Annotated in this window: 23 protein-coding genes; 9 read left to right on the top strand and 14 right to left on the bottom strand. The window is 65.9% G+C overall.

Translation table 11 applies throughout. From position 1 onward, the window contains the following. From CQ042_RS09175 to CQ042_RS09135, 8 genes are all read right to left on the bottom strand, one after another. Positions 1–911 (bottom strand): tyrosine-type recombinase/integrase (locus CQ042_RS09175; protein ID WP_105670164.1); only part of this gene is annotated, 911 nt, incomplete at its 3' end. After that, the gene (locus CQ042_RS09170; RefSeq protein ID WP_105670163.1) at positions 911–1108 is read right to left on the bottom strand and encodes a helix-turn-helix domain-containing protein; all 198 of its coding nucleotides are present in this window, start codon (positions 1106–1108) and stop codon (positions 911–913) included. The genes CQ042_RS09175 and CQ042_RS09170, both read right to left, overlap by 1 nt. Further along, on the bottom strand, positions 1098–1367 hold the full coding sequence (locus tag CQ042_RS09165; RefSeq protein WP_105670162.1) for a hypothetical protein: 270 nt from the start codon (positions 1365–1367) through the stop codon (positions 1098–1100). The genes CQ042_RS09170 and CQ042_RS09165 overlap by 11 nt, the downstream gene beginning before the upstream one ends. A 74-nt stretch (positions 1368–1441) precedes the next feature. After that, positions 1442–2752 carry a hypothetical protein gene (locus tag CQ042_RS09160; protein ID WP_105670161.1) on the bottom strand — a complete coding sequence of 437 codons (1311 nt, stop codon included), beginning with the start codon at positions 2750–2752 and terminating at the stop codon, positions 1442–1444. Then, entirely contained in the window at positions 2749–3228 is a 480-nt protein-coding gene (locus CQ042_RS09155; RefSeq protein ID WP_146115370.1) for a hypothetical protein, read from the bottom strand. Before CQ042_RS09155 ends, CQ042_RS09160 begins: the two co-directional genes overlap by 4 nt. 2 nt (positions 3229–3230) lie before the next feature. Beyond that, positions 3231–3560 (bottom strand): hypothetical protein, encoded by a 330-nt coding sequence (locus tag CQ042_RS09150; RefSeq protein WP_097167031.1) that lies wholly within the window; start codon positions 3558–3560, stop codon positions 3231–3233. 773 nt (positions 3561–4333) lie between these two features. Continuing rightward, the gene (locus CQ042_RS09140) at positions 4334–5221 is read right to left on the bottom strand and encodes a hypothetical protein (RefSeq protein WP_105670158.1); all 888 of its coding nucleotides are present in this window, start codon (positions 5219–5221) and stop codon (positions 4334–4336) included. Between the two features lie 685 nt (positions 5222–5906). After that, the gene (locus CQ042_RS09135) at positions 5907–7067 is read right to left on the bottom strand and encodes a replication initiator (RefSeq protein WP_146115369.1); all 1161 of its coding nucleotides are present in this window, start codon (positions 7065–7067) and stop codon (positions 5907–5909) included. Between the two features lie 617 nt (positions 7068–7684). On the opposite strand from CQ042_RS09135, the gene CQ042_RS09130 reads away from it, so the two are divergent. The 3 genes from CQ042_RS09130 (at position 7685) to CQ042_RS09125 (ending at position 10434) form a co-directional block, all read left to right on the top strand. Next, complete coding sequence (locus CQ042_RS09130) at positions 7685–9331, top strand: sodium:solute symporter family protein (protein WP_105670178.1); 1647 nt, start codon at positions 7685–7687, stop codon at positions 9329–9331. Then, a complete protein-coding gene (locus tag CQ042_RS20605) occupies positions 9331–9462 on the top strand; it encodes a putative transporter small subunit (protein WP_219844834.1) in 132 nt (43 codons plus the stop codon). Before CQ042_RS09130 ends, CQ042_RS20605 begins: the two co-directional genes overlap by 1 nt. Before the next feature lie 90 nt (positions 9463–9552). Further along, the gene (locus CQ042_RS09125; protein ID WP_105670156.1) at positions 9553–10434 is read left to right on the top strand and encodes an aldo/keto reductase; all 882 of its coding nucleotides are present in this window, start codon (positions 9553–9555) and stop codon (positions 10432–10434) included. 22 nt (positions 10435–10456) lie between these two features. Here the strand turns inward: CQ042_RS09125 and CQ042_RS09120 are convergent, their stop codons facing one another. Then, on the bottom strand, positions 10457–11551 hold the full coding sequence (locus tag CQ042_RS09120; protein ID WP_105670155.1) for a sorbosone dehydrogenase family protein: 1095 nt from the start codon (positions 11549–11551) through the stop codon (positions 10457–10459). Between the two features lie 92 nt (positions 11552–11643). Between CQ042_RS09120 and CQ042_RS09115 the strand changes: the two genes are divergently transcribed. Then, positions 11644–12093 carry a hypothetical protein gene (locus CQ042_RS09115; protein ID WP_105670154.1) on the top strand — a complete coding sequence of 150 codons (450 nt, stop codon included), beginning with the start codon at positions 11644–11646 and terminating at the stop codon, positions 12091–12093. Between the two features lie 63 nt (positions 12094–12156). Here CQ042_RS09115 and CQ042_RS09110 read toward each other — a convergent pair whose 3' ends face one another. Next, positions 12157–12543 carry an SPW repeat protein gene (locus CQ042_RS09110; protein WP_105670153.1) on the bottom strand — a complete coding sequence of 129 codons (387 nt, stop codon included), beginning with the start codon at positions 12541–12543 and terminating at the stop codon, positions 12157–12159. A 281-nt stretch (positions 12544–12824) separates the two neighbouring features. Here CQ042_RS09110 and CQ042_RS09105 point away from each other — a divergent pair, with 281 nt between their 5' ends. Beyond that, the gene (locus CQ042_RS09105; protein WP_181157509.1) at positions 12825–13982 is read left to right on the top strand and encodes a DUF1611 domain-containing protein; all 1158 of its coding nucleotides are present in this window, start codon (positions 12825–12827) and stop codon (positions 13980–13982) included. Here the strand turns inward: CQ042_RS09105 and CQ042_RS09100 are convergent. The 3 genes from CQ042_RS09100 to zapE all read right to left on the bottom strand — a co-directional run bounded on the left by CQ042_RS09100 (position 13948) and on the right by zapE (position 16960). Continuing rightward, positions 13948–14529, bottom strand: a complete 582-nt coding sequence (locus tag CQ042_RS09100; protein WP_105670152.1) for a type II toxin-antitoxin system PemK/MazF family toxin — start codon at positions 14527–14529, stop codon at positions 13948–13950. The genes CQ042_RS09105 and CQ042_RS09100 overlap by 35 nt on opposite strands. A 20-nt stretch (positions 14530–14549) precedes the next feature. Further along, complete coding sequence (locus CQ042_RS09095) at positions 14550–15788, bottom strand: ammonium transporter (RefSeq protein WP_105670151.1); 1239 nt, start codon at positions 15786–15788, stop codon at positions 14550–14552. Between the two features lie 134 nt (positions 15789–15922). Then, on the bottom strand, positions 15923–16960 hold the full coding sequence (zapE, locus tag CQ042_RS09090; RefSeq protein ID WP_105670150.1) for a cell division protein ZapE: 1038 nt from the start codon (positions 16958–16960) through the stop codon (positions 15923–15925). 145 nt (positions 16961–17105) lie between these two features. Here zapE and CQ042_RS09085 point away from each other — a divergent pair, with 145 nt between their 5' ends. Beyond that, positions 17106–17999, top strand: coding sequence for a sulfurtransferase (locus CQ042_RS09085; protein WP_105670149.1), 894 nt, complete (start codon positions 17106–17108; stop codon positions 17997–17999). Between the two features lie 19 nt (positions 18000–18018). Then, complete coding sequence (locus CQ042_RS09080) at positions 18019–18450, top strand: SufE family protein (RefSeq protein WP_105670148.1); 432 nt, start codon at positions 18019–18021, stop codon at positions 18448–18450. On the opposite strand, the gene CQ042_RS09075 is transcribed toward CQ042_RS09080, so the two are convergent. Beyond that, a complete protein-coding gene (locus tag CQ042_RS09075; RefSeq protein ID WP_105670147.1) occupies positions 18434–19588 on the bottom strand; it encodes a S9 family peptidase in 1155 nt (384 codons plus the stop codon). The genes CQ042_RS09080 and CQ042_RS09075 overlap by 17 nt on opposite strands. 25 nt (positions 19589–19613) lie before the next feature. Between CQ042_RS09075 and CQ042_RS09070 the strand changes: the two genes are divergently transcribed. Next, complete coding sequence (locus tag CQ042_RS09070) at positions 19614–20195, top strand: DUF3000 domain-containing protein (RefSeq protein WP_105670146.1); 582 nt, start codon at positions 19614–19616, stop codon at positions 20193–20195. Then, on the top strand, positions 20188–21381 hold the full coding sequence (locus CQ042_RS09065) for an HRDC domain-containing protein (protein ID WP_105670145.1): 1194 nt from the start codon (positions 20188–20190) through the stop codon (positions 21379–21381). The genes CQ042_RS09070 and CQ042_RS09065 overlap by 8 nt, the downstream gene beginning before the upstream one ends. Positions 21382–21437: the final 56 nt, after the last annotated feature.

Below are 21437 nucleotides of genomic sequence, written 5' to 3'. Positions count from 1 at the left end.
GCCAAAGTTGCGAATGAGTGTCGCAAATCGTGTATGCGGCGTCCGTCCGAGGCCTCCGTGAAGCCTGACGAGCGCAGGAACTGGGAGCGCCAAAGTTGCCCTCCGTGCTCACCCGTCAACAACAGGTCGTCCGGACGCTTCAAACGCATGAGTTCGCGAACGATCACCCAGGCCGGTTCAGCCAACGGCACACGCCGGGCACGACGGCCCTTCGTGCTCTTGACCGCCTCACCCTCGGACCGACTCCGCGACACCCGCAGCGACGGCGTAGGTAGTTCGCTCACGTCCTTCACTCTCAACTCCCGCGCCTCGCCAAATCGAACGCCGCTCCAAGCGAGGACCGTGACGAGATCGGCGCAATGTGCACAGCGAGCGCGCACCTTCTCCACCACATCGGACAGATCAGCCTCAGAGAGCGGGCGCATCTCGGAGGGCGGGCCGACTGGCGCGGGCAGTCGCGATGCCGTCACCGGATTCTGTGCGGCGCGACCCTCAGCGATGCACCACGCAAAGAACGCCGAGAGCGACCCGCGATAGCGCTTCATCGAGCCGTCGGACTGCCGATGATGCTGACGAAGGTAGATGTACCAGCGTTCGACGTCGACGGGCAGCACCGAGGCCACAGCACGCGCCCCCAGCGGCGGCGACATGAGCCGGATCAACTGACCGTCCGTCGCCGCAGCTTGAGGCGTCACCGTCGCCTGACGATGCTCCAACCACTCGGGCAGTAGCTCGCGTACCAGCGCCTTCCCGGCCCGAACATCGACACCGCCAACCGCTTGATTCTCCGTACGTTCGGCCCAAGCCAGGGCATCGCGGCGGAGGTCGAACGTGCGCGATCCAAGCGTGACCCTCCCCCGCTTCGCGATGCCCCGCCAGCGACCGGCATCGGTCTTGCGAACGAACGCCATCAGGCCACCCCCGCCAGCTTCTCGACCGCCGCACGCGGATACACGCGACGGTGCCCGACGTACACCGGCTGCACCGGCAACTTGCCTTGCTGAGCAAGCCGCGTCAGTGTCGACGGATGCACGCCCAGTTCACGAGCCAGATCCTTCTCGCTGATGAACAGGCGGTCATCGGAGGATGCAGTGTGGTCAATCATCATCGCGCCCCTCTTCGAACTCGCGATCAGCAGCAGCCTCGATCTCTGCGTGCCAATCACGCTCACGCTGACGCTCCCACTCCTGCGCACGCTCACGCTCCCAAACACGGTCACGAAGCTCGTAGAGCTCGCCCAGCGTGTCCGCAGCCTCCGACTCCTGACCCCGCATCGCAGCAGCTATCGCAACGAGTTCCATGCGCCGGATGACGGCGTTCAAGTCCTCAAGCGAATAGTTCGTGAGGTCGTCGGATACAACGCTCATGATGCCGCCCCTTCCCGCAGCGCCGCGAACCGCTCCATGTCCGCTGAGGCCTCAGCAAGCAGCTCATCCGACACTCAGAACGCACGCACACGCTGCACCGTCCCCGACTCCTCATCCATCGCGTAACCGACGCCAGGCGTTGACTGAGGGATCAACTCGCACTTGGCCCCCGCGTCATACGCAGCAGGACCGATTGCCAGCTTCGTATCGTCAGCAGTTCGGAAACGGAGGCCCACCACGTTCGTGAACAGCGGACGTGCCAGCAGCGAATCGGCGCGTGGGTCTTGGGCAAACGCGAGCACGTTGATTCGCGCGGCCCGCCCCCGAGACAGGATCGACTTCAGATCAGCCTCAACAGCCGCCTTCTCCTTGCTGCTCGGAGCACTGAAGATCAGCGACGAGAACTCGTCGAAGATCATAAGCCGTCCAGGTTCTTCCCGCGTTGGAACGTGCTTGCGTGAACCGACTGAGACCATGTGCTCAAGACGGTGATCCACCTCGACACGCAGCGCAGCGATCATCTCCGCCGCCTCTTCGAAGGTCCTCGCCTTCCGGGCGAACATCGGCAACGCGGCCGACAGCTCCACCAGCCCCTTGAGGTCAGCACCCCAGACCTCGACCGTCCCAGCCTTGATATGCGGCGTTAGCGCAAGGACTGTAGACCACAGCCACGAACCCTTTCCGGCACCTGACGCCCCGAGTACCAAGGTCTGACGGTCGAACACGTTGAGCCGGTACTCAACGCCGGTATCCGTGCGACCCACCAGCACAGGCGCAATCGGATCAGCCGACGCCGGCACCATCTGGAACGGGAGGCTCTCTGCAAGCTGGTCGACCGGGGCAGCGCGCCGCCATACGATCCGCACCACTGCGTCAGTCTGTCGTTGCACCGTCACCCAATCAGCGGGCGCGGCCGCGACCGGGGCATACGACTCTGCGCGCTTGACTAACTCATCCGTCGTCGCGGCCTGAGTTTGCGCCACCGTGAGCACGACCCAATCCGGCATAACCCGGAAACGCGCAGAAGGCAGCCGCTTCACCGGCCTCCGCATCGCCCACTCGTAATCGTCATCCGACAGTGCCGGGATCAGTCGCATCCCAACCGCATGCCGGTAGCCCTGCACCGCCGCGCGACGGGTGCCCCGCGCCTTTCGCCAGCGCCGCCAATCGCCAGCCCCAGGGGCGAACCTCGGGAACCAAATCAGGGCAGCCACGCCAGCAGCCAGCAGCACAATCGCCAGCAACAACGCCGCCACGCTCGTACGCGCCTGCATGAGCGATGCCACGACGATGACGACGTAGGCAGCGGTGTACCCGAACGCGAGAAGCGAGCGCCCGACGCCCTTCGTTACCCACCAGGCCCACGACCTCAGTAGGGCGCTCATCGTGTCGCCTCCGGCACCTCAAACGACACCCGTTGTGTGCTCACCGGCTCAGAATCCCAGCGCTCGAAGAGCGTGACCTCTAGGGTGTGCTCACCATCGTCAAGACCATCGATACGCACGTGCATACCCCCAACGTCAGAGGACTGCACCCAATGACACTCGTCGTTGGCCCCTCGCACCGCATTCGGCTCCGAGAACGACACCGCGCACAGCGACACTCGCGCCCGACCGTCAACCACGTTCCGAATACTTCCGAAGTCGCCCAGCCGAGGCACAAACACCACCGCCGAGCCGTCAGCCGTACCCGCCCGAGGCGGGGTGACCTGCGACACAGTGACAGTCTCAGCATCTTCCTCCCCATAGATATCCCGCGCGACGGGCGTGGCCGTTGCCGAGCACGCCACCAGCGCCACGAGAGCCACAGCAGCCAACATGCCGACTGTCACACCACGCGCTGCCTGAACGAGCTTCGACATGATCACGCCTCCAACGCCACGAGAGCGGACGCACGGAAGAACAGGCCAGCAGCCTGAATGCCACCACCGTCGCCGGGGATCGCATAGTTGCCTACCTCCAGGCCCTCGAAGCCCGTCGCCAGCGGCAGAATCTCCGGCTCCGTACGGGACGTTATGGAGACCGTGATCAACTCCGGCTTCTCCAGTGGGTCATCGCTCATCTTCAGCGCAGTCACCGACCACACGGGCAGGTTGCTCACGCGGTCGATCTTCTGCTCGCCTGTCTTGCGATCCGCGATCTTCGGCTGAAAAGACAGCGCCCGGATGTCCTCGGACTCATCAATCTTGAACATGGTGTTCCCTTCTCGGTACGCAACCAGCGCACTCAGAGTTGCCGTAAGTTGCAACCAGTTTGCAACTGCAATCAAGGTAGAACATGTTTCTAGAAACTGCAACTGAGTTGCGATAGTCTGCCACCATGACACCACGCAGACCGGGCACACCGAGCAAGATGGATCAACCAGCCGAGCACTATCCGGCTCACAGGGCGGGTCGCACTGCCGACCTGCTCCCCCACATACAACGGATCGCGGACACCCTCAACGAGGCGACAGCGACGATCACGAAGAGCAGCGCCCGGGACAGCACCAAGCAAGCGCTGCTAATCGACGCGCTTGTTCGCGCCAGGCAGCAGCTCGCGCAAGCTGAGCACCTAGTCGCGGAATACGCCGTAGTCCAAGGTCGCTCTCAGAGTTCAGTCGCCAAGTCGTTCGGGCTGTCACACACTCAGATCGGAAACTGGTATCACGCACCACTGTCCGACGATGACCTCATTCAGTAGTCGCACCACCGAAGCCCCCGGCCCGCTCCCAGGTCGGGGGCTTCTCGTTGCCGCCAAGCGGGCGAGTCTGATGTACTCCCGGCGCTGCCGGGAAAAGATCCTCTACATGAACAAGGCGGGCGCTGACGCGCCCGCGCGGGCTGTGCGGGCGTCGCGGCGTGCGGCCTCCGGCCGGTCCACGCCGCCCGCACAGCCCACCCGCAGGTCACGCCGCCTACTCCTGTGACTGTTCCTGCCTTCGCGCCGTCCACGGACGCTGCCGCAGGCCGCAATCGGCCCTTGCCGTCAGCTGATGCCCAAGTACAGTTTGGCGAGTTCAATCAGCGACCCGGCCACCACATCTGACGACACAGACAAGCCCACGGCCACCGCACCGTCACGCACGCGATCCAAGAAGCCAGTGACTCTCGGCTTCGATATGTCCTGCTCCGTCTCCACGGCGTCAGCGAATGCGTTAGCGTCCGTCGCGCTCAGCCCCAGGTTTTCAGCCTGACGCACAAGTTCGAGCCGGTTGCCCTTGAGTACGGTCTTTTGTGAGATGTCGTATCCCGTCGCAATATTTGTGCCATGCCCATAGATGTTGTTGGTCGTGTTGAAGACAACAGGAGCGACGGCACTGTCTGTCCGTACCGATGGCCCACCGACTGATCCCGCCTCTGGGAACTCTTGTTGAAGGCTCAGTGCGAACTCCATTGCTTTGCTTCGCACTGTGTCCACGACGCCCAAGAGCGACTGCCTCGTGATCACGTTCCAGGCATCGAAAAGATGGTGCAAGTGGATCGCGAATGCCCCTGAGGATTCGTACTCCTTCACCCTCCATGCCAACCAGTGCAGCTCCGCGTCCTCATCCGCGTCAGCGAACGACTGCAGTGTAGACAGCGGCTGACGCATCTTTACTTGAAAGTCATCATGAAAGTCCGAGTGCGGCGGCAGTTGATGGGTGATACGCGACTGCATCGGACCCGTGAAAAGCCCCGTGACGCGGGACATCATCTGACGATACGCAGGTAATTCCGCATCATCGTCGTAGCCTTGAAGCTCCTGCTGCACCCAGCGAACAACGCCCGGTGCACCCACCCGGGTCGCCGCAACCTGAACCTTGCGGAGAAGGTCGGCCGTTCTGACCGTCGAGTCAGAACTTCCGTCAATGATCTCGTCGAGCAGGCTAGTCATGGGTCGATCGTAGCGACGACGCCCTCGGGCCTCGCGGCGAGCCAACGATTTGCTACTACGGTAGTCCTCGTGACTCCAGAACTGTGGGTAGCCCTCTGCTCATCACTTGCGGCAGTCGCAGCTGCCGTTTTCGCGTTTGTGCAAGCGAAAGCCGCAACAGACAGTCGTAATGACGCGCTGGACTCAGAGAAGGTCGCTACCGCCGCGCGTGACGCTGCCCTTGAAGCGATGCAAGCCGCAGCGTCATCATCGGCCTTAGCGGCAGCTGCCACCGCCGCCGGAGTAGATGTGAACTTTCGACTTCATGTTGCCGGTGGCGAAGCGCTTGTCGTTGTTATCGAGAACCAGGGGGCGACCGTCTTCGTCCACGGGTTCACGCCGTACTCTGTGGGATTAGCTGACACCGTCAGCGCTGGGACAACCCATTGGATCCCCGTTGACTCAACATTCGCCCCAGAGACGGACACCGACCTCCTCCCCAAGCGACTCCATGTCGGCGAGTCTCTCCTTCTGTTCTCTCAGCCTCGTTGGACTCGCCCGCCTGTCTACGGGGATTGGGTTGGTATCTCCGGGCTGGTTCATTACAGCCTTGATGGTGGGAGCAAAACGATCCCTCGAGAAGTCGACGGGACATTTGAGAGTTCTCATCTCATCTAGCGTTGTTAGCTCACCCAGTCGCGTTGCCTCATGGAGCACGCGAGTTGCGCGAACTCTCCCATTGCTGCCGCGCGCGGCGCGCTGCTTGCTCCGCCAGCCACTCAGCCAACCTCACGTCTGCGTCGCTCAAGCCACCTCCCACATCCGCGGGTCGGTTCGCTTCCATCCACGCCTTACGCTCCTCGCGTAGCCGCTTGCGGGTCAGATGCGACAGCGACCACCCCTGACTCTTATCCGTTGGCCGCGAAACTGTCACGACGTGACCGCCATAGCCGAGATTGTCATGCGCACGACGAGTGCAATCCGCCGGTCCACCGGGAGGGCAATCCACGCAGCGCACCCCGAGTCGAGCCGTTTGCCGCAGCCGTATGACGAACTCGACCCGCTCAGGGGTCGCCGCCTCGTCGCGCTCGCCCGGTGTCACGTCCTTCAACGAGTAGCCGAGTGCCTTACCCACATACGAGACGATGCGCGCCGCCGCTCGCGACATGTCCGGCGTTACGCCGTCCGTCTCCGTCAGCCGTGCTCGAATCTCCCGATCCTGCACGCCGCGCTTGCCCCACTCGACTATCTCGCCCGTCGCCGGGTGCATTGCCGTTGCCGACCTCGCCCCGTTGCCCATCGTCTCGGCATCGACCATCGCCCACGCCGGAACCCGCACGACAGCATGAACGTGCAGCGCCATTCGCGCTTGAACCTCGCGCACGGCGAAGTACTCAGCATCCGGGCAGAGCCGCCGCATTGCCGCCGCCGCCGACTTCCAGAGCCGCCCGAGCGCCCCATGCCACCGCACTTGCCCCTCATAGTCGTAGGTGTCCAGATCAATCGGCAGACCCCGCAACGACACGTCCTCGTGAGTATGCAACTGCCCACACTTGCACCGCTTACCTACGTCGCGCTCCCACTTCGGCACGAGATGCACCGACCCGAACGACGGAGCCGAGAGCGTGATGAAGAAGTAGCGAAAACCGACGAGCGGGTGCCCGTCCGCGTCGTAGATGCCTGAGCGTGCGATACGTTGCCAGTCGCCACGATACAGACCGGCGCAGGACGGGCACACTGCCGTGCGGCGAGACTGGCAACGAATGAATCGACCAGGCTCGACCTCGTACGGTCGGGCACAGATGTGCGAGCGGATCGCGGCGAGGACATCATCGGACGGTAGACCAGATGTGCCCGTGGAGGTCATATCGTGCGCACCCCCGGCGCACCCCCGCCGTGCAGACGACCACCGACCATCGCAGCAGATGCAACGGAATCACCATGTGGAACCCGCTGCACAGCAGGTTCCGAGTCCTTCACACGGAAGAGGTCATCGGTTCGAGTCCGGTATCGCCCACCACACAGCCCCCGGTCATCCGGGGGCTTTTCTGTTTCATCGCAACGCCCCCGGCGGCTTTCCTGGGAACTTGCTATGGTCGAGAAGGCGCTCATCTTCCATGAGTGACGATCACCGGTCCGCCGTGATCTCTCGCGTCAACCGCCCGCCGGCGCGCCACGCGATCACCGAATCCCGTTCGAGGATGCACCGACGTTCGGTGCGCCCGGAAACGGACGTCCCCGAAAGGAGCCGCACCCCGGGCTACTCGTCTGTGTGCTGTGATGCGCCTCAGTGGTCCAGGTTCATTCTCGCCATGTCGACCGTTCTCCGCAGTCCTCAGAACCCCCAACAACAGACGACGCACTACTCCCCCACTTAGCGGGACTCCTTCTCCATCGACAGGCGGCATCGCCGCATCAAGACGAGAAAGCGAGTACCAAGTGGAAGTCCTCCCCACACTGTCAGGACCGGTCGTGGTCCTGCTCATGCTGCTGTTCTTCGGCGGCAGCCTCTACATGTCCATCCGCATCTCCCGGAGGAAGGAGAACGCCGACGGGTACATGACCGGTGGCGGCAAGATCGGATTCGGCATCTCCGCCGCTTCGATGACAGCCACCTGGATCTGGGCATCCTCGATGTACGCCTCTGCGACATCCGGATACACCTACGGCATCTCCGGCCCCATCCACTACGGTCTCTGGGGCGCCCTGATGATCCTGCTCATCTACCCGTTCGGGCGACGTATCCGCAAGGTCGCGCCTCACGCGCACACCATCGCCGAGGTGATGTTCGCGCGCCACGGACGTTCGAGCCAGCTCATGCTCGCCGGCTCCAACGTGCTCGGCAGCCTGATCAGCCTCACCTCGAATCTGATCGCCGGAGGCGCGCTGGTCGCGATGCTGTCGCCGTTCACCTTCACGCAGGGCATCGTCGCCATCGCGATCGGCGTGCTCGCCTACACGCTGTGGTCCGGCTTCCGAGCCTCCGTGCTCACCGACTTCGCGCAGGTCATCGCGATGCTGGGTGCCGTCGCGATCATCGTCCCGGTGATCTTCTTCGCCGCGGGCGGGCCCGAGCTGTTCGTCACCGGCGCCTCGAACCTCACCCCTCAGCAGGGCGACTTCTTCTCGTCCGATGCGTTCTTCAACCAGGGCGCGCCCTACATCGCGGCCGTGCTCGCCTACGCCATCGGCAACCAGACCATCGCACAGCGACTGTTCGCCGTGCGCGAGGATCTGATCAAGAAGACCTTCGTGACAGCGACCTTCGGATACGGCGCGTCGATCATCGGCATCGGCATGCTCGGGGTGCTCGCCCTGTACGCGGGGATCCAGCCGGTCGACGGTGACGTCAACAACCTGATTCCGCAGATGGCTTCGACCTACCTGCCGCCGCTGTTGATCTGCGTGTTCTTCGTCATGATCATCGGTTCGCTGTCCTCCACCGCTGATGCCGACATGACGGCTCTGTCGTCGATAATGATGGCCGACATCTACGGGCAGAACATCGCGGGCAAGAAGAACGCGAACCCGAAGACGATGCTGCTCGTCGGCAGACTCACCATGATCGGCGCGACCGCTGCGGCGCTCGGCTTCGCGTCGATGCAGTTCAACATCCTCGACCTGCTGGTCTTCGTCGGCGCGCTGTGGGGAGCGCTCGTCTTCCCCGTCATCGCGAGTTTCTACTGGGATCGCGTCACCAACTCCGCGTTCAGCATCGCCGTGATCGCCGCCCTCGCCGCTTTCCTGCCCGTGCGCTTCGAGTGGATCCCGCTCTCCGGCGGGTGGGGGCTCGTGAGCGACGTCCTCTCGGTGGTCGGGATCGGAGTGGTCCTGGCCCTGATGTCGTTCGGCTTCTTCGGCCTGCGGGTGGCACTCGTGGTCGGAACGCTCGCCACCCTGGTGTCGGCCCCGTTCGCGATCGGCTTCCTCCACCAATACCCGGTGCTGTCGGGGTCGCTGGTCGCCTATGCGGTGAGCACGATCGTCTGCGTCGCTCTCACGATGATGAACAGGACGAGGAGATTCGATTTCGACCTGATCAAGGAACGCACCGGCAGCTTCGACAACGCGGATGTCGCACGAAGCGCCGACACGAAGGGCGACGCCACGCTCGCCGGGAAGGAAGCCTGATGGAGACCGTGTTGCTGACCGCGTACGTGCTGGTGTGGCCGATCATCGTCGTCGGTGTGCTCGCCGTCGTGATTCGCGCTTTCGTGAAGGATGCCAAGGAGGCGAAGCGCGAAGGGCGCGACATCATCTGATCTTCGATGGCCCCGCGCCGACGCGGTGCGGGGCCATCGGAGTACTGCCAGTCCCTCCCTCGCCTGGACGAACAGGCCTAGCGTCGAAGCATGACCACTCACCTCACCCTGAACAACGGCGTCGAGATGCCCGCGCTGGGCTTCGGCGTCTTCCAGACTCCCCCTACCGAGACCGCGGAGGCCGTCGGAGCGGCGCTCGACGTCGGATACCGACTCATCGACACCGCCGCCGCCTACGGGAACGAGCGGGGCGTCGGCGATGCCCTCCGTGCATCCGGTCTTCCCCGTGACGAGGTGTTCCTCGAGACGAAGGTCTGGATCTCCGACTACGGATACGACGAGACACTCCACGCCTGGGAGAAGAGCATCCGCAAGCTGCAGGTCGATGTCATCGACCTCTTCATCCTGCATCAGGCACTGCCGAGCGAGTTCGATCGCACCGTCGCCGCGTACCGGGCGCTGGAAGCCCTGCTCGCAGATGGGAAGGTGCGTGCGATCGGTGTGAGCAACTTCATGGTGCCCCACCTCGAGCGCCTGCTGTCGGAGACCACCGTCGTGCCGGCCGTGAACCAGATCGAGGTGCATCCGTATTTCTCGCAGAAGCCGCTGCAGCGTTTCGGCAGCGAACACGGGATCGCGACCCAGGCCTGGTCGCCGATCGGCGGCATCACGTCCTACCGGGGCGACGACTCCCGGAGCACGTTCAACGACCCTGTGATCCTTGCGATCGCCGAGGCACACGGCAAGACGGCCGCGCAGGTGATGCTGCGCTGGCACATCCAGAACGGGGTGCAGGCCATCCCGAAGTCGGTCACGCCTGCTCGCATCGCGGAGAACTTCGATGTCTTCGACTTCGAACTCAGCGCCGACGAGATCGGCCGCATCGACGCCCTGGACATGGGCGTGCGCGGCGGGCCCGAGCCCGAGGCGATCACGCTCGAGGCGTTCGGACGCGAGATTCCCGAGGCGTGAACATGCCCGGCCCGTCGTCGCGCTACCCGATCGGGATGCGCACGACGCGGTCGTCACCCTCCCGAGGGTTTCCCCGCCCGTCCGTGTTGTTCGTGAGGATCCAGAGCGCCCCGTCCGGAGCGACCACGACGTCGCGAAGCCTCCCGAGCGAGTCGGCCGCGTCTTCTGCGAAGTACTCGCCCGAGACCCGGAGATCGGAGAGCGGCACCTCCCGGAGCCGCTCTCCGCGGAGGTTCGCGATGAAGATCGATCCCGACGCGATGGCGATGCCACTCGGGCTCGCGATGTCCGGCGCCCACTGCTGAACCGGATCGATGAAGTCGTCCCGTTGGGCGATGCCCTCCACCGCCGGCCATCCGTAGTTGCCACCGGGCTCGATCACGTTCAGCTCGTCCCAGGTGTCCTGACCGAACTCGCTCGCGTACATCGTGCCGTCTTCATCCCACGCGAGGCCCTGCGGGTTGCGGTGGCCCAGGCTGAAGACGGGCGACCCCTCGAAGGGGTTGTCCTCCGGCACTCTCCCGTCCGGTGTGATGCGGAGGATCTTCCCCGCGAGCGACCCGACATCCTGCGCTCCCTCACGATCGCCGGCGTCGCCGACCGTCACATAGAGCATTCCGTCGGGACCGAACGCGATGCGGCCGCCGTTGTGGTTCCCGGCGGCCGGGAGACCGGAGAGGATCGTCTCGGGTCCACTTATCTCCATCGAACCGGGCGACCCCGACAGCGCGAAGCGTTGCACCCTGTTCCCCTCGGCGGTCGTCGAATACGCGTACAGGTAGCCCTCGTGAACAGCGATGCCGAGCAGGCCGCCCTCTCCGCGTGGCTCCACACCGCCGATCACGCCGACCTCACGCAGCGTGCCCTCGTCCGACACCTCGACGATGCGGGCGGTGTCGCGCTCACTGATCAACGCTGCGCCACCGGAGAAGGCGATCGACCACGGGGCGTCCACGCCCTCCGCGATCGTCGTCCTGCGCTCTGGGGAGAGGCTGCCGTGCTCCGCGGAGAGCGTCCGAGAGGGCGACGCGGGAGACGTCGGAGTGCACGCGACGAGAGCGATCGCTACGACGCACAGAGCGGCCGATACCCGGAGCACCCGCCGTATCGTCGTCATCACCGTTCCCTTCGCCCTCCGTGTCGACACTATGCGCGTCGCGCGCCCGGCAGAAGAGGTGCCGTGCCCGAGGGGGCGCGTAGCCTGCCACGGTGTCGACCGAACATGCACTCCCCGGCCCCTGCGCCCTCTGCGGTGGCGCTCGGGGAATCCGCAGAGACGGCGCGTGGTGTTGCGCCTCCTGTGAATGGCGCTACGGCGACGCCCCCGATCCCGACCTCCCCCTCCCCCGCGTCGACGTCGTCTACTACATCCGATTCGGTCGCCGCGTGAAGATCGGCACCAGTCGGCGTCCGCGACAGCGCCTGGCGAGCATCAGACACGACGAGCTCCTCGCGTTCGAGCGCGGCGGCCGCCCGCTCGAACAGCAGCGACATAGCGATTTCGCCTCGATCCGCGAGGGCGGAGAGTGGTTCACATTCACGGACGAGCTGCGATCACACGTCATCGCCCTCCGCCGGCGAGGCGAGCCGTGGCCGCTGTACGGGCGGTGGTTGAGCGAGGCGCTGCGGGGGTTCGAGCACTCGACATCGGGGCGTTGACACGACGGTGCCGGGCGACTGCTTCGGGAAGTCCAGTCGCCCGGCACCGCGTATCGGGAGAGATCAGGCGGTGGCTGCCCGAGCCCTCGTGGTCGCCGGCTGCGGCTGCGAGAACAGCACGACGAGGATCACGGCGATACCGACGACGACGTGCGGAAGCCACACGTTGAGCGCTTCCCCCGCGAAGCCGAAGATCCACGGAGAGAGCGCGAGGAAGAGGCTGGCGACGATGTCGAACACCAGATGGACGGGCATCGGGATGAATCCGAAGGGGCCCCATTCGTACTTCGTGAACAGGCTGTAGACGATGAGGCCGACGCCGAGGACGATCGGGATGATGACTGCTGCTCCGCCCACGTTCGCGAAACCGAACAGCCAGGGTGCGGCGATCAACGCGATGCCGACGATGTAGTCGAGGGCTCCGTGGACCTTGGTGGGGATGAAACGCATGATTCCTCCTTGTGTGGCGCCGCTGTGCGCGACTCACCACTGGTTCGAAGCCCGCGCCGGATCGGATTGCCCCGCACCGGAACGGTTCGCACCGGTCCTGTTCGGCACGCCCGCGAAGCCGACCCCGACCTGACGCGCACTCGCGGCCGGGTCTCAGACAGCACTGCTACGGTGAACATGCCGGTATCTTGCCGGCATCAGGGAAGACTTCTCGTCGACCAACGGGCCGCATCGGTCATTTCGTTCTCCGTCGCCTCCTCTGTGTGAGCCCGAGGAGCATCATGCCCACCCCGTCAGTTCCCCCTTTCATCGACCCCGCGCACGCGTGGGCGACTCCTATCGCTCTCCCGACGGGGACGACGGCGATCGTCTACTGCGAGGGCCAGTTCGGCGAGCAGGACGGCAAGACCGCGAACGGTCTGGTCCGGCACTCCGAGAAGTACGAGATCCTCAGCGTCATCGACAGCACGCATGCGGGCGCCGATGCCGGAATGCTCCTGGACGGCGTCGCGAACGACATCCCGATCCTCGCCGGACTGCCCACGGCCATCGCCCACGCGGGTCACGTGCCGGACTACCTGATCTGCGGAGTCGCCCCGGCGGACGGCCTGCTCTCCGCCGACCAGCGCACCGTGCTGCTGGACGGCATCGCTCGGGGCATGCACATCATCAACGGGCTGCACGAGTTCCTCACCGATGATGCCGAGTTCGTCGCAGCGGCGCTCCTCGCACAGGTCACCATCACCGATATCCGTCGCCCGCGCGAGAAGAAGGATCTCCACCTGTTCTCGGGGCGCATCTTCGATGTGACCTGCCCCCGCATCACGATCCTCGGGACCGATGGGGCGATCGGCAAGCGCACCACGGCGACGATCCTCGTGCGGGCGCTCAACGAGCAGGGTATCCATGCCGTCATGGTCGGTACCGGTCAGACCACGATCATCCAGGGCGGGCGCTACGGCGTGGCGCTCGACGCCCTCGTCCCGCAGTTCTGCTCGGGCGAGGTCGAGAATCAGGTCGTCGCAGCGTTCGAGGGCGAGGATCCCGACGTGATCATCGTGGAAGGTCAGGGCGCACTCAGCCACCCCGCGTACATCACCTCGGCTCACATCCTCCGCGGCAGTCAGCCCGCGGGCGTCATCGTGCAGCATGCCCCCGGCCGCAAGGTCCTCGGCGATTTCCCCATGGTCGCGATGCCGACGGTCACGAGTGAGATCACGCTGATCGAGGCGTTCGCGGACACGAAGGTCATCGGCGTCACGGTGAACCACGAGAACCTCACGACGGCGCAGCTCACCGCAGCCATCGACGAGATCGAGCTCGACACCGGACTCCCCGCCACGGATCCGCTGACCCGACCGCTGAGCGAGCTGGTGGAGATGGTGCTGCAGGCGTTCCCGACGCTCAGCCCGCGACGGACCACCCGTAGCGCCGCGTGAGAGCGGCTCCGACCCGGTCGTAGCGTGTGCGATCCAGGACTGCGGCCTCGCGCCGCAGCCCTCGTTCGTGCACGCTGTACAGCTGTTCGATATCGACCCAGGACTCGCGTCCCTGCGAGTCCCAGGCTCCGGTGCCGATCGAGAGGTAGTCTCGCTCGCCGTCGTGGGGCTTGCTCGTCATGCGCACCGCGAACACGCGGTCTGCGGATTCCCGGCCGATGACGAGCACAGGGCGGTCTTTGCCCCGCCCGTCGTCCTCCTCGTACGGCACCCAGGTCCAGACGATCTCCCCGGCATCCGGAGCCCCGTCCCGCTGCGGCGCATAGGCGACCTGCAGATCGGTGATGCGCTCCGGAGCGATGCGGACGGTCTCGGTGCCCCGCGTGCGACCGCGATCCGATCCCTCCGCCGGGGCCGAGCGCTCCTGCGAAGGCCGCAGACGCGCGTCCGGGCGTCTCGGATCTGATGTCCGAGACGCCCGGCCGGAGCCCACTGCCTTGAGCAGGATCTCCGCGAGTGCTGTCAGGATGCCGTTGGTCTTGCTCACACGGTCACCCTAACCGCAGATCACGCGTCGGCGAGTGCGTACCCCTCCTCGCCGTGCACGACCTGGTCGACACCGGCGATCTCGTCCTCGTTCGTGATGCGGAAGCCGATCGTCTTCTCGATCGCGAAGCCGATGATGAACGCGACGACGAAGGAGTAGATCAGCACGCCGAGCGCGGCGATCAGCTGCACGGCGAGCTGGCGGGCGTCACCGCCGACGAACAGGCCGGTCTCGGTGGCGAAGAAGCCGAGGTACAGCGTTCCGATGAGGCCGCCGACGAGGTGGATGCCGACCACGTCCAGCGAGTCGTCGAAGCCGAGACGGAACTTCAGCTCGATCGCGAGTGCACACACGACACCGGCGAGTGCGCCGAGCAGCAGTGCCCAGCCCGGCGTCAGGTTGGCGCACGCCGGGGTGATCGCGACGAGGCCCGCCACCGCACCGGATGCGGCGCCGACCGAGGTGGGCTTGCCGTCCTTGATCTTCTCGACCAGGATCCAGCCGAGGATGGCCGCTGCCGTCGCACCGAGCGTGTTGATGCCGATGAGACCCACACCCCCCATGTCCTCGGCCAGCCACTCGGCGCCGGCGTTGAAGCCGAACCAGCCGAACCAGAGCAGCGCAGCGCCGAGGAGCGTCAGCGGGACGTTGTGCGGCTTCAGGATGCCCTTCTGGAAGCCGATGCGCTTGCCGAGGACCAGCGCGAGGGCCAGAGCCGCGGCCCCGGCGTTGATGTGCACCGCGGTACCGCCGGCGTAGTCGATCACGCCGATGCCGCTGTCCTCGCCGAACAGGGTGGTGCCGAGGTTCATGATCCAGCCACCGCCCCAGACCCACGCGGCGACCGGGAAGTAGCCGACGGTGGCGAAGACACCGGCGAAGATCAGCCAGCTGCCGAACTTGGCGCGGTCCGCGATCGCGCCGGAGATCAGCGCGATCGTGATGATCGCGAAGGTGGCACCGTAGGCCACGCCGAGCAGGGCAACGTTCGATCCCTCACCGGCTGCCAGGCTCGAGAGCCCGAAGTCGGCGAACGGATTGCCGGCGAAGGCGGTCGGGCTGTCGACGGCGCTCATCGAGAAGCCGAAGAGAATCCACAGCACGGCGACAAGGCCGATCGAGCCGAAGCTCATCATCATCATGCTGACGACGCTCTTCGCCTTGACGAGACCGCCGTAGAAGAAGGCGACGCCGGGCGTCATGAGCAGGACCAGCGCTGTCGCGGTGATCGCCCACGAGATGTTGCCGGGAGCATCCATAGGAAAACCTCACATCCGAAGTAATTGAGAGCTTCAGTGTGACGACCTGCGGTTTCGCCAATGCGTGAGGTTTGTTTCCCCGCGGTTACAGCGCGGCTTCGCCTGTGAACATCGCGTTACGCGACGCTTCGGGCTTACGCAGAATGTGTCAGCGCGTTCAGGCGCGAGATGGCGCGCAAGTACTTCTTGCGGTACCCGCCGGCGAGCATCTCGTCGGAGAAGACGGCATCGAGGCCGGTTCCGGTCGCGAGGATCGGGATCTGCGCGTCGTAGACGCGGTCCACGAACGCGACGAACCGCAGCGCCTCCGACTGGTCCGTGAGCTGGCGCACATCGCGGAGCCCCACGCTGCCGAGGCCGTCGATGAGCCGGATGTAGCGCGAAGGGTGCACTTGGGCGAGATGACGGATCAGGTCGTCGAACCGATCGTCCGATGCCGCCCCCGCAGCCGCAGCCGCGGCACTCTCGACCGCCGCGGCGTAGGCCTCGTCATCGAGCACGACCGCGTGACCGTCGAGCGCCCGCTGCCGGAAGTCCACGCCATCGATGCGCAGCGTCTGGAAGCTGTCGGACATCGCGTGGATCTCGCGCAGGAAGTCCTGCGCGGCGAAGCGTCCTTCCCCGAGAGCGTTCGGCGGGGTGTTCGAGGTCGCGGCGAGCCGGGTGCCGGTCGGCACGAGTTCGCCCAGGAGCCGGGTCATGACCATGGTGTCGCCCGGATCGTCGAGCTCGAACTCGTCGATGCACAGCAGATCGGCGCCCTTGAGCAGGTCGACGGTGTTCTTGTAGCCGAGCGCGCCGACGAGCGCCGTGTACTCGATGAACGACCCGAAGTACTTCCGGCGTGCGGGCATCGCGTGGTAGATCGAGGCCAGCAGGTGCGTCTTGCCGACTCCGAACCCGCCGTCCAGATAGACGCCCGGCTTGAGTTCGGGCTCCTTCTTGGCGCGGCTGAACAGCCCCCCGCGCTTCACGGGTGCACCGCGTCCGGCGAAGCGCATCAGGGTGTCCTTCGCCTCCTCCTGCGAGGGGTAGGCGGGGTCGGCGCGGTAGCTGTCGAACGTGGCCGTGTCGAACTGCGGCGGCGGCACCAGGCTCGCCAGCATCTCGGGTCCGGTGACCGTCGGCTGACGCTCGGTGAGGTGCACGGTGCGGCTGGTCGTGTCGGTCATCACGGTCCTGAATCGGGTGCTCACCTGTGTCGAAGTCTTACGAATCGGGCGCAGGGTGGTCGGCGGGGATCTATCGTCGAAGGGACGGATCAACACTACGCCGTCCGCACCCGCCCCCTCGTCCGCTCTACGCTTCGGAGATCCCATGGCCATCGAGTTCGATTCCTCCTCCCCCAAGTTCGCCGAGTATGCCGAGCCCGGCCGCCTCGTGACCACGGAATGGCTCGCCGAACGCCTGGGAGCCCCGGGCCTGGTGGTCGTCGAATCCGATGAAGACGTGCTCCTGTACGAGACGGGACACATCCCGGGAGCGGTGAAAGTCGACTGGCACACCGAGCTCAACGACCCCGTCGTGCGCGACTACGTCGACGGAGAGGGCTTCGCCGAGCTGCTGAGCCGCAAGGGCATCGAACGCTCGGACACCGTCGTGATCTACGGAGACAAGAACAACTGGTGGGCCGCGTACGCCCTCTGGGTCTTCTCGCTCTTCGGCCACGAAGACGTGCGCCTTCTCGACGGCGGACGCGACCGCTGGATCGCCGAGGGCCGTGAACTCACGCGCGACGCGACGAACCGTCCGGCGACGGAATACCCCGTGGTCGAGCGCGACGACTCGGCCATCCGCGCGTACAAGGAAGACGTACTGGATCACATCGGCAACCCGCTGATCGACGTCCGTTCCCCCGAGGAGTACTCCGGTGAGCGCACCACCGCACCGGCATACCCGGAGGAGGGGACGCTGCGAGCAGGACACATCCCCACCGCGCAGAGCGTGCCGTGGGCGAAGGCCGTGGCGGAGGACGGCGGCTTCCGCAGTCGCACCGAGCTCGACGCCATCTACCGTGACGGCGCCGGCCTGACCGATGGAGACGACGTGGTCGCCTACTGCCGCATCGGAGAGCGCTCGAGCCACACGTGGTTCGTGCTCAAGCATCTCCTCGGATTCGAGAACGTGCGCAACTACGACGGCTCCTGGACAGAGTGGGGCAGCGCCGTCCGTGTGCCGATCGTCACCGGCTCGGAGCCCGGGACGCTCTGAGCATGGGAAAATGGAAGGGATGAGCACAAGCGAAGTTCCTGACACCCTCGCCGAGATCCGCGACGGCTTCCTGGAGACCCCCGAGTCCGACCGTCTCCTGCTGCTGCTCGAATTCTCGGACGAGCTTCCGGACGTGTCCGACGAGGTCGCGGCCCACCCGGAGATGTACGAGCGCGTCGCGGAGTGCCAGTCTCCGGTGTACATCCATGTCGAGGTGAACGACGACATCGTGACCATGCACGCGTCGGCGCCGCCGGAGGCGCCGACGACCCGCGGTTTCGCGAGCATCCTGGTGCAGGGCCTCACCGGACTCACCGCTGACGAGGTCCTCGCCATCCCGAACGACTATCCGCAGTCGATCGGGCTCACCAAGGCGGTGTCTCCGCTGCGCATCGGCGGCATGACCGGCATGCTGATGCGCGCGAAGAACCAGGTCAGCCAGAAGCGCTGAGTCCCTGCGCATCGAGCCAGTCGGTGATGGCGGTCGTCCACCCCGTCTGGTCGTAGTTCCAGAGTTTCGTATGCCGTGCCACCGTGAACCGGGGCATCGTGACGAGATCAGGTCGAGCCGCCTGCAGCGCATGCGACGAATCTGCCGGCACGAAGCCGTCGTCGTCGCTGTGCAGGATCAGGATCGGCGCGGCCAGCTCGTCCGCACGGGCGACCATGTCCAGACGATCGAACGGGATCGGCTCGTCCGCGCCGCTCAGACGAGCGGTGAGGGGCATCTGCAGTGCGCCCATGGCGAGTCCTGGCAGAGGCGGTCGCACCCCGGCCAGCTTCGCCTGGAACCGCAGCACCGTGCGCCAGTCGACGACCGGCGACTCGAGGATGATCCCGGCGATGCGATCCCGGTGGCCGGAGGTGACAGCGGCCTGCAGAGACACCGCGCCGCCCATCGACCAGCCCATCAGGATCACCTGCTCGGCGCCGCGACGCAGGGCGTAGGCGATCGCGGCATCGACGTCTCGCCATTCCGACGCACCGAGCGAGTAGGCCCCTGCCCTGGTGCGTGGAGCTTCACCGTCGTTGCGGTAGGAGACGACAAGGTTGGGCAGGCCGGCGGCGTGCAGCACGGGCACGGCCCGCAGGCATTCCGCGCGGGTCGCTCCTCGTCCGTGCACCTGGATGACCCACGTCGAGGAAGAGGCCGGGAAGTACCAGGCGGGGCAGGGTCCGGCGGGAGAGCCGATCAGCACGTTCTCCCAGCGCAGATGGAGTTCGCTGGGCGAGGAGTAGTAGTACCCGCTGAACGCCGCAGCCCTGTCCACGCGGGCACCGGGCTCGATCTGCGTGAGGAGCTTGCGGCGCACGCTCGTCCCATCCGCGCTGAGCACCGCACCCAGCTTCACGTAGCCGTAGGTGCCGGTCGTGAAGAGGCCGTAACGGCCGGGCAGCTCGGTGTCGAGGGTGCGCTGCAGCTCGATGGTCTGGGCGCCGGTGTCCACCGAGAGGATCGCGGTGTCGGTCGCGCGACGCATGGGAGTGACGACTCGGCGGGCGACGGCGAACACGACGAGGGCCAGCGCCGCGCCGAACGCGAGCAGGGCGGGGACAAGGAGCGTAACGGCGTGCCTGAGACTCTTCATCGCTTCCTGACTCTAGCCTGTTGCCGTGACCGCACATCCCGAGGCCGGGACGCCTTTCGAGAGCGCCGTGGCCGAACTGCGCGAGACCGAGTTCCGCGATGACATCACGGTGCGCGAGATCGCGACCCCACAGGGCCTCGCTCCCTTCGCCATCGCCCTCGCCGCCGACGTGCGCCCGGAAGGCGACGGGGAGTCCGTGTACGGCACGGGGCGATTCGTCCTGCTGCACGATCCCGACGAGCCAGGAGCGTGGGGAGGCACGTGGCGCATCGTGATCTTCGCCCAGGCGCCTCTGGAGACCGAGATCGGCACGGACCCGCTTCTCGCGGACGTCACGTGGTCGTGGCTGGTGGATGCGCTCGACTCCCGAGACGCGGTCTATCACTCGGCGTCGGGGACCTCGACCAAGACGCTCTCCAAGGGATTCGGCGGTCTCGCCGTCGAAGGAGACGGCGCCCAGATAGAATTGCGGGCGTCCTGGACTCCGGAGGGCCCGTTCCGACCGCACGTCGAAGCATGGGCCGAACTGGTCGGAATGCTGGCGGGGCTTCCGCCCGGCTCCGAGGGCATCGCCGTGATCGGCGCGCGAAAGGCTGTACGTGACTGAATACTCCGTGATCTCGGATGCTGAGGAGTTCCGCGCGGCCTGCGCCGTGCTCGCCGCCGGTACCGGCCCCGTGGCCGTGGACGTGGAGCGCGCATCCGGCTTCCGCTACTCGCAGCGCGCCTACCTCGTGCAGGTGTTCCGCCGGGACGCCGGGGTCTTCCTCTTCGACCCCCCGGCGATCGGCGACTTCGCACCGCTTCAAGAAGCCATCGGCGATGTCGAGTGGGTGCTGCATGCCGCGAGCCAGGACCTCCCCTCGTTGCGGGAGCTCCACCTCGAGCCGCCGGTGATCTTCGACACCGAGCTCGCCTCTCGTCTGCTCGGGCATGAGCGCGTCGGACTGGCGGCGGTCGTCGAGGACACGCTGGGGATCACGCTCAAGAAGGAGCACTCGGCCGCGGACTGGTCGACGCGCCCGCTGCCCGACTCCTGGCTCGAGTACGCCGCGCTCGACGTGCTGCACCTGATCGACGTGCACGACGTCCTCGTCGTCGAGCTGGAGGAGCAGGGGAAGACCGCATTCGCCGCGGAGGAATTCGCCGCGACGCTCGCACGCGCCCCGAAGCCGCCGCGTGAAGACCCGTGGCGCCGGCTCAGCGGACTCCATCAGGTGCGCGGTTCGCGCAATCTCGCCGTGGCCCGATCCCTCTGGCAGGCACGAGAGGCATACGCCCAGGCGCAGGACGTCTCGCCGGGGCGTCTCGTGCCGGACCGTTCCCTCATCGCCGCCGTGATGGCGAACCCGACCTCGAAGCAGGCGCTGGCCGGCGTCAAGGAGTTCCAGGGTCGCGCGAGTCGCACCCAGCTCGACAGGTGGTGGCAGGCGATCCTCGACGGGCGTACGACCGAGGAGCTCCCTCGCGAACGTGTCCCGAGCGACACGCTTCCTCCTCCGCGCGCCTGGGCGGATCGCAACCCCGAAGCGGATGCCCGGCTGAAGGCCGCCCGCCCCGTCGTGGAGGCCGTGGCGGAAGAGCTGGGGATGCCGACGGAGAACCTTCTCACTCCGGAGTATCTTCGTCGCGTGGCTTGGGATCTGCCGGGCGAAACCCCGGAGGAGATCGGCGCTGCACTGGCCGCCCTCGGGGCCCGACGCTGGCAGATTGAACAGACCGCACAGAAGATCGCCGCCGCCTTTGTAGAAGCAGCGCAAACGCCGGACACGACCCCCGCGCCGGCTTCGTAGGTTCGATCCAACCGATTCCTCCCGGTTTCGCGGGCTTCATAGACTGAGGTCACGCA

This window comes from Microbacterium sp. MYb62 (assembly GCF_002979475.1).
Taxonomy (GTDB): domain Bacteria; phylum Actinomycetota; class Actinomycetes; order Actinomycetales; family Microbacteriaceae; genus Microbacterium.
This window is presented reverse-complemented; position numbering and strand designations above follow the sequence as displayed.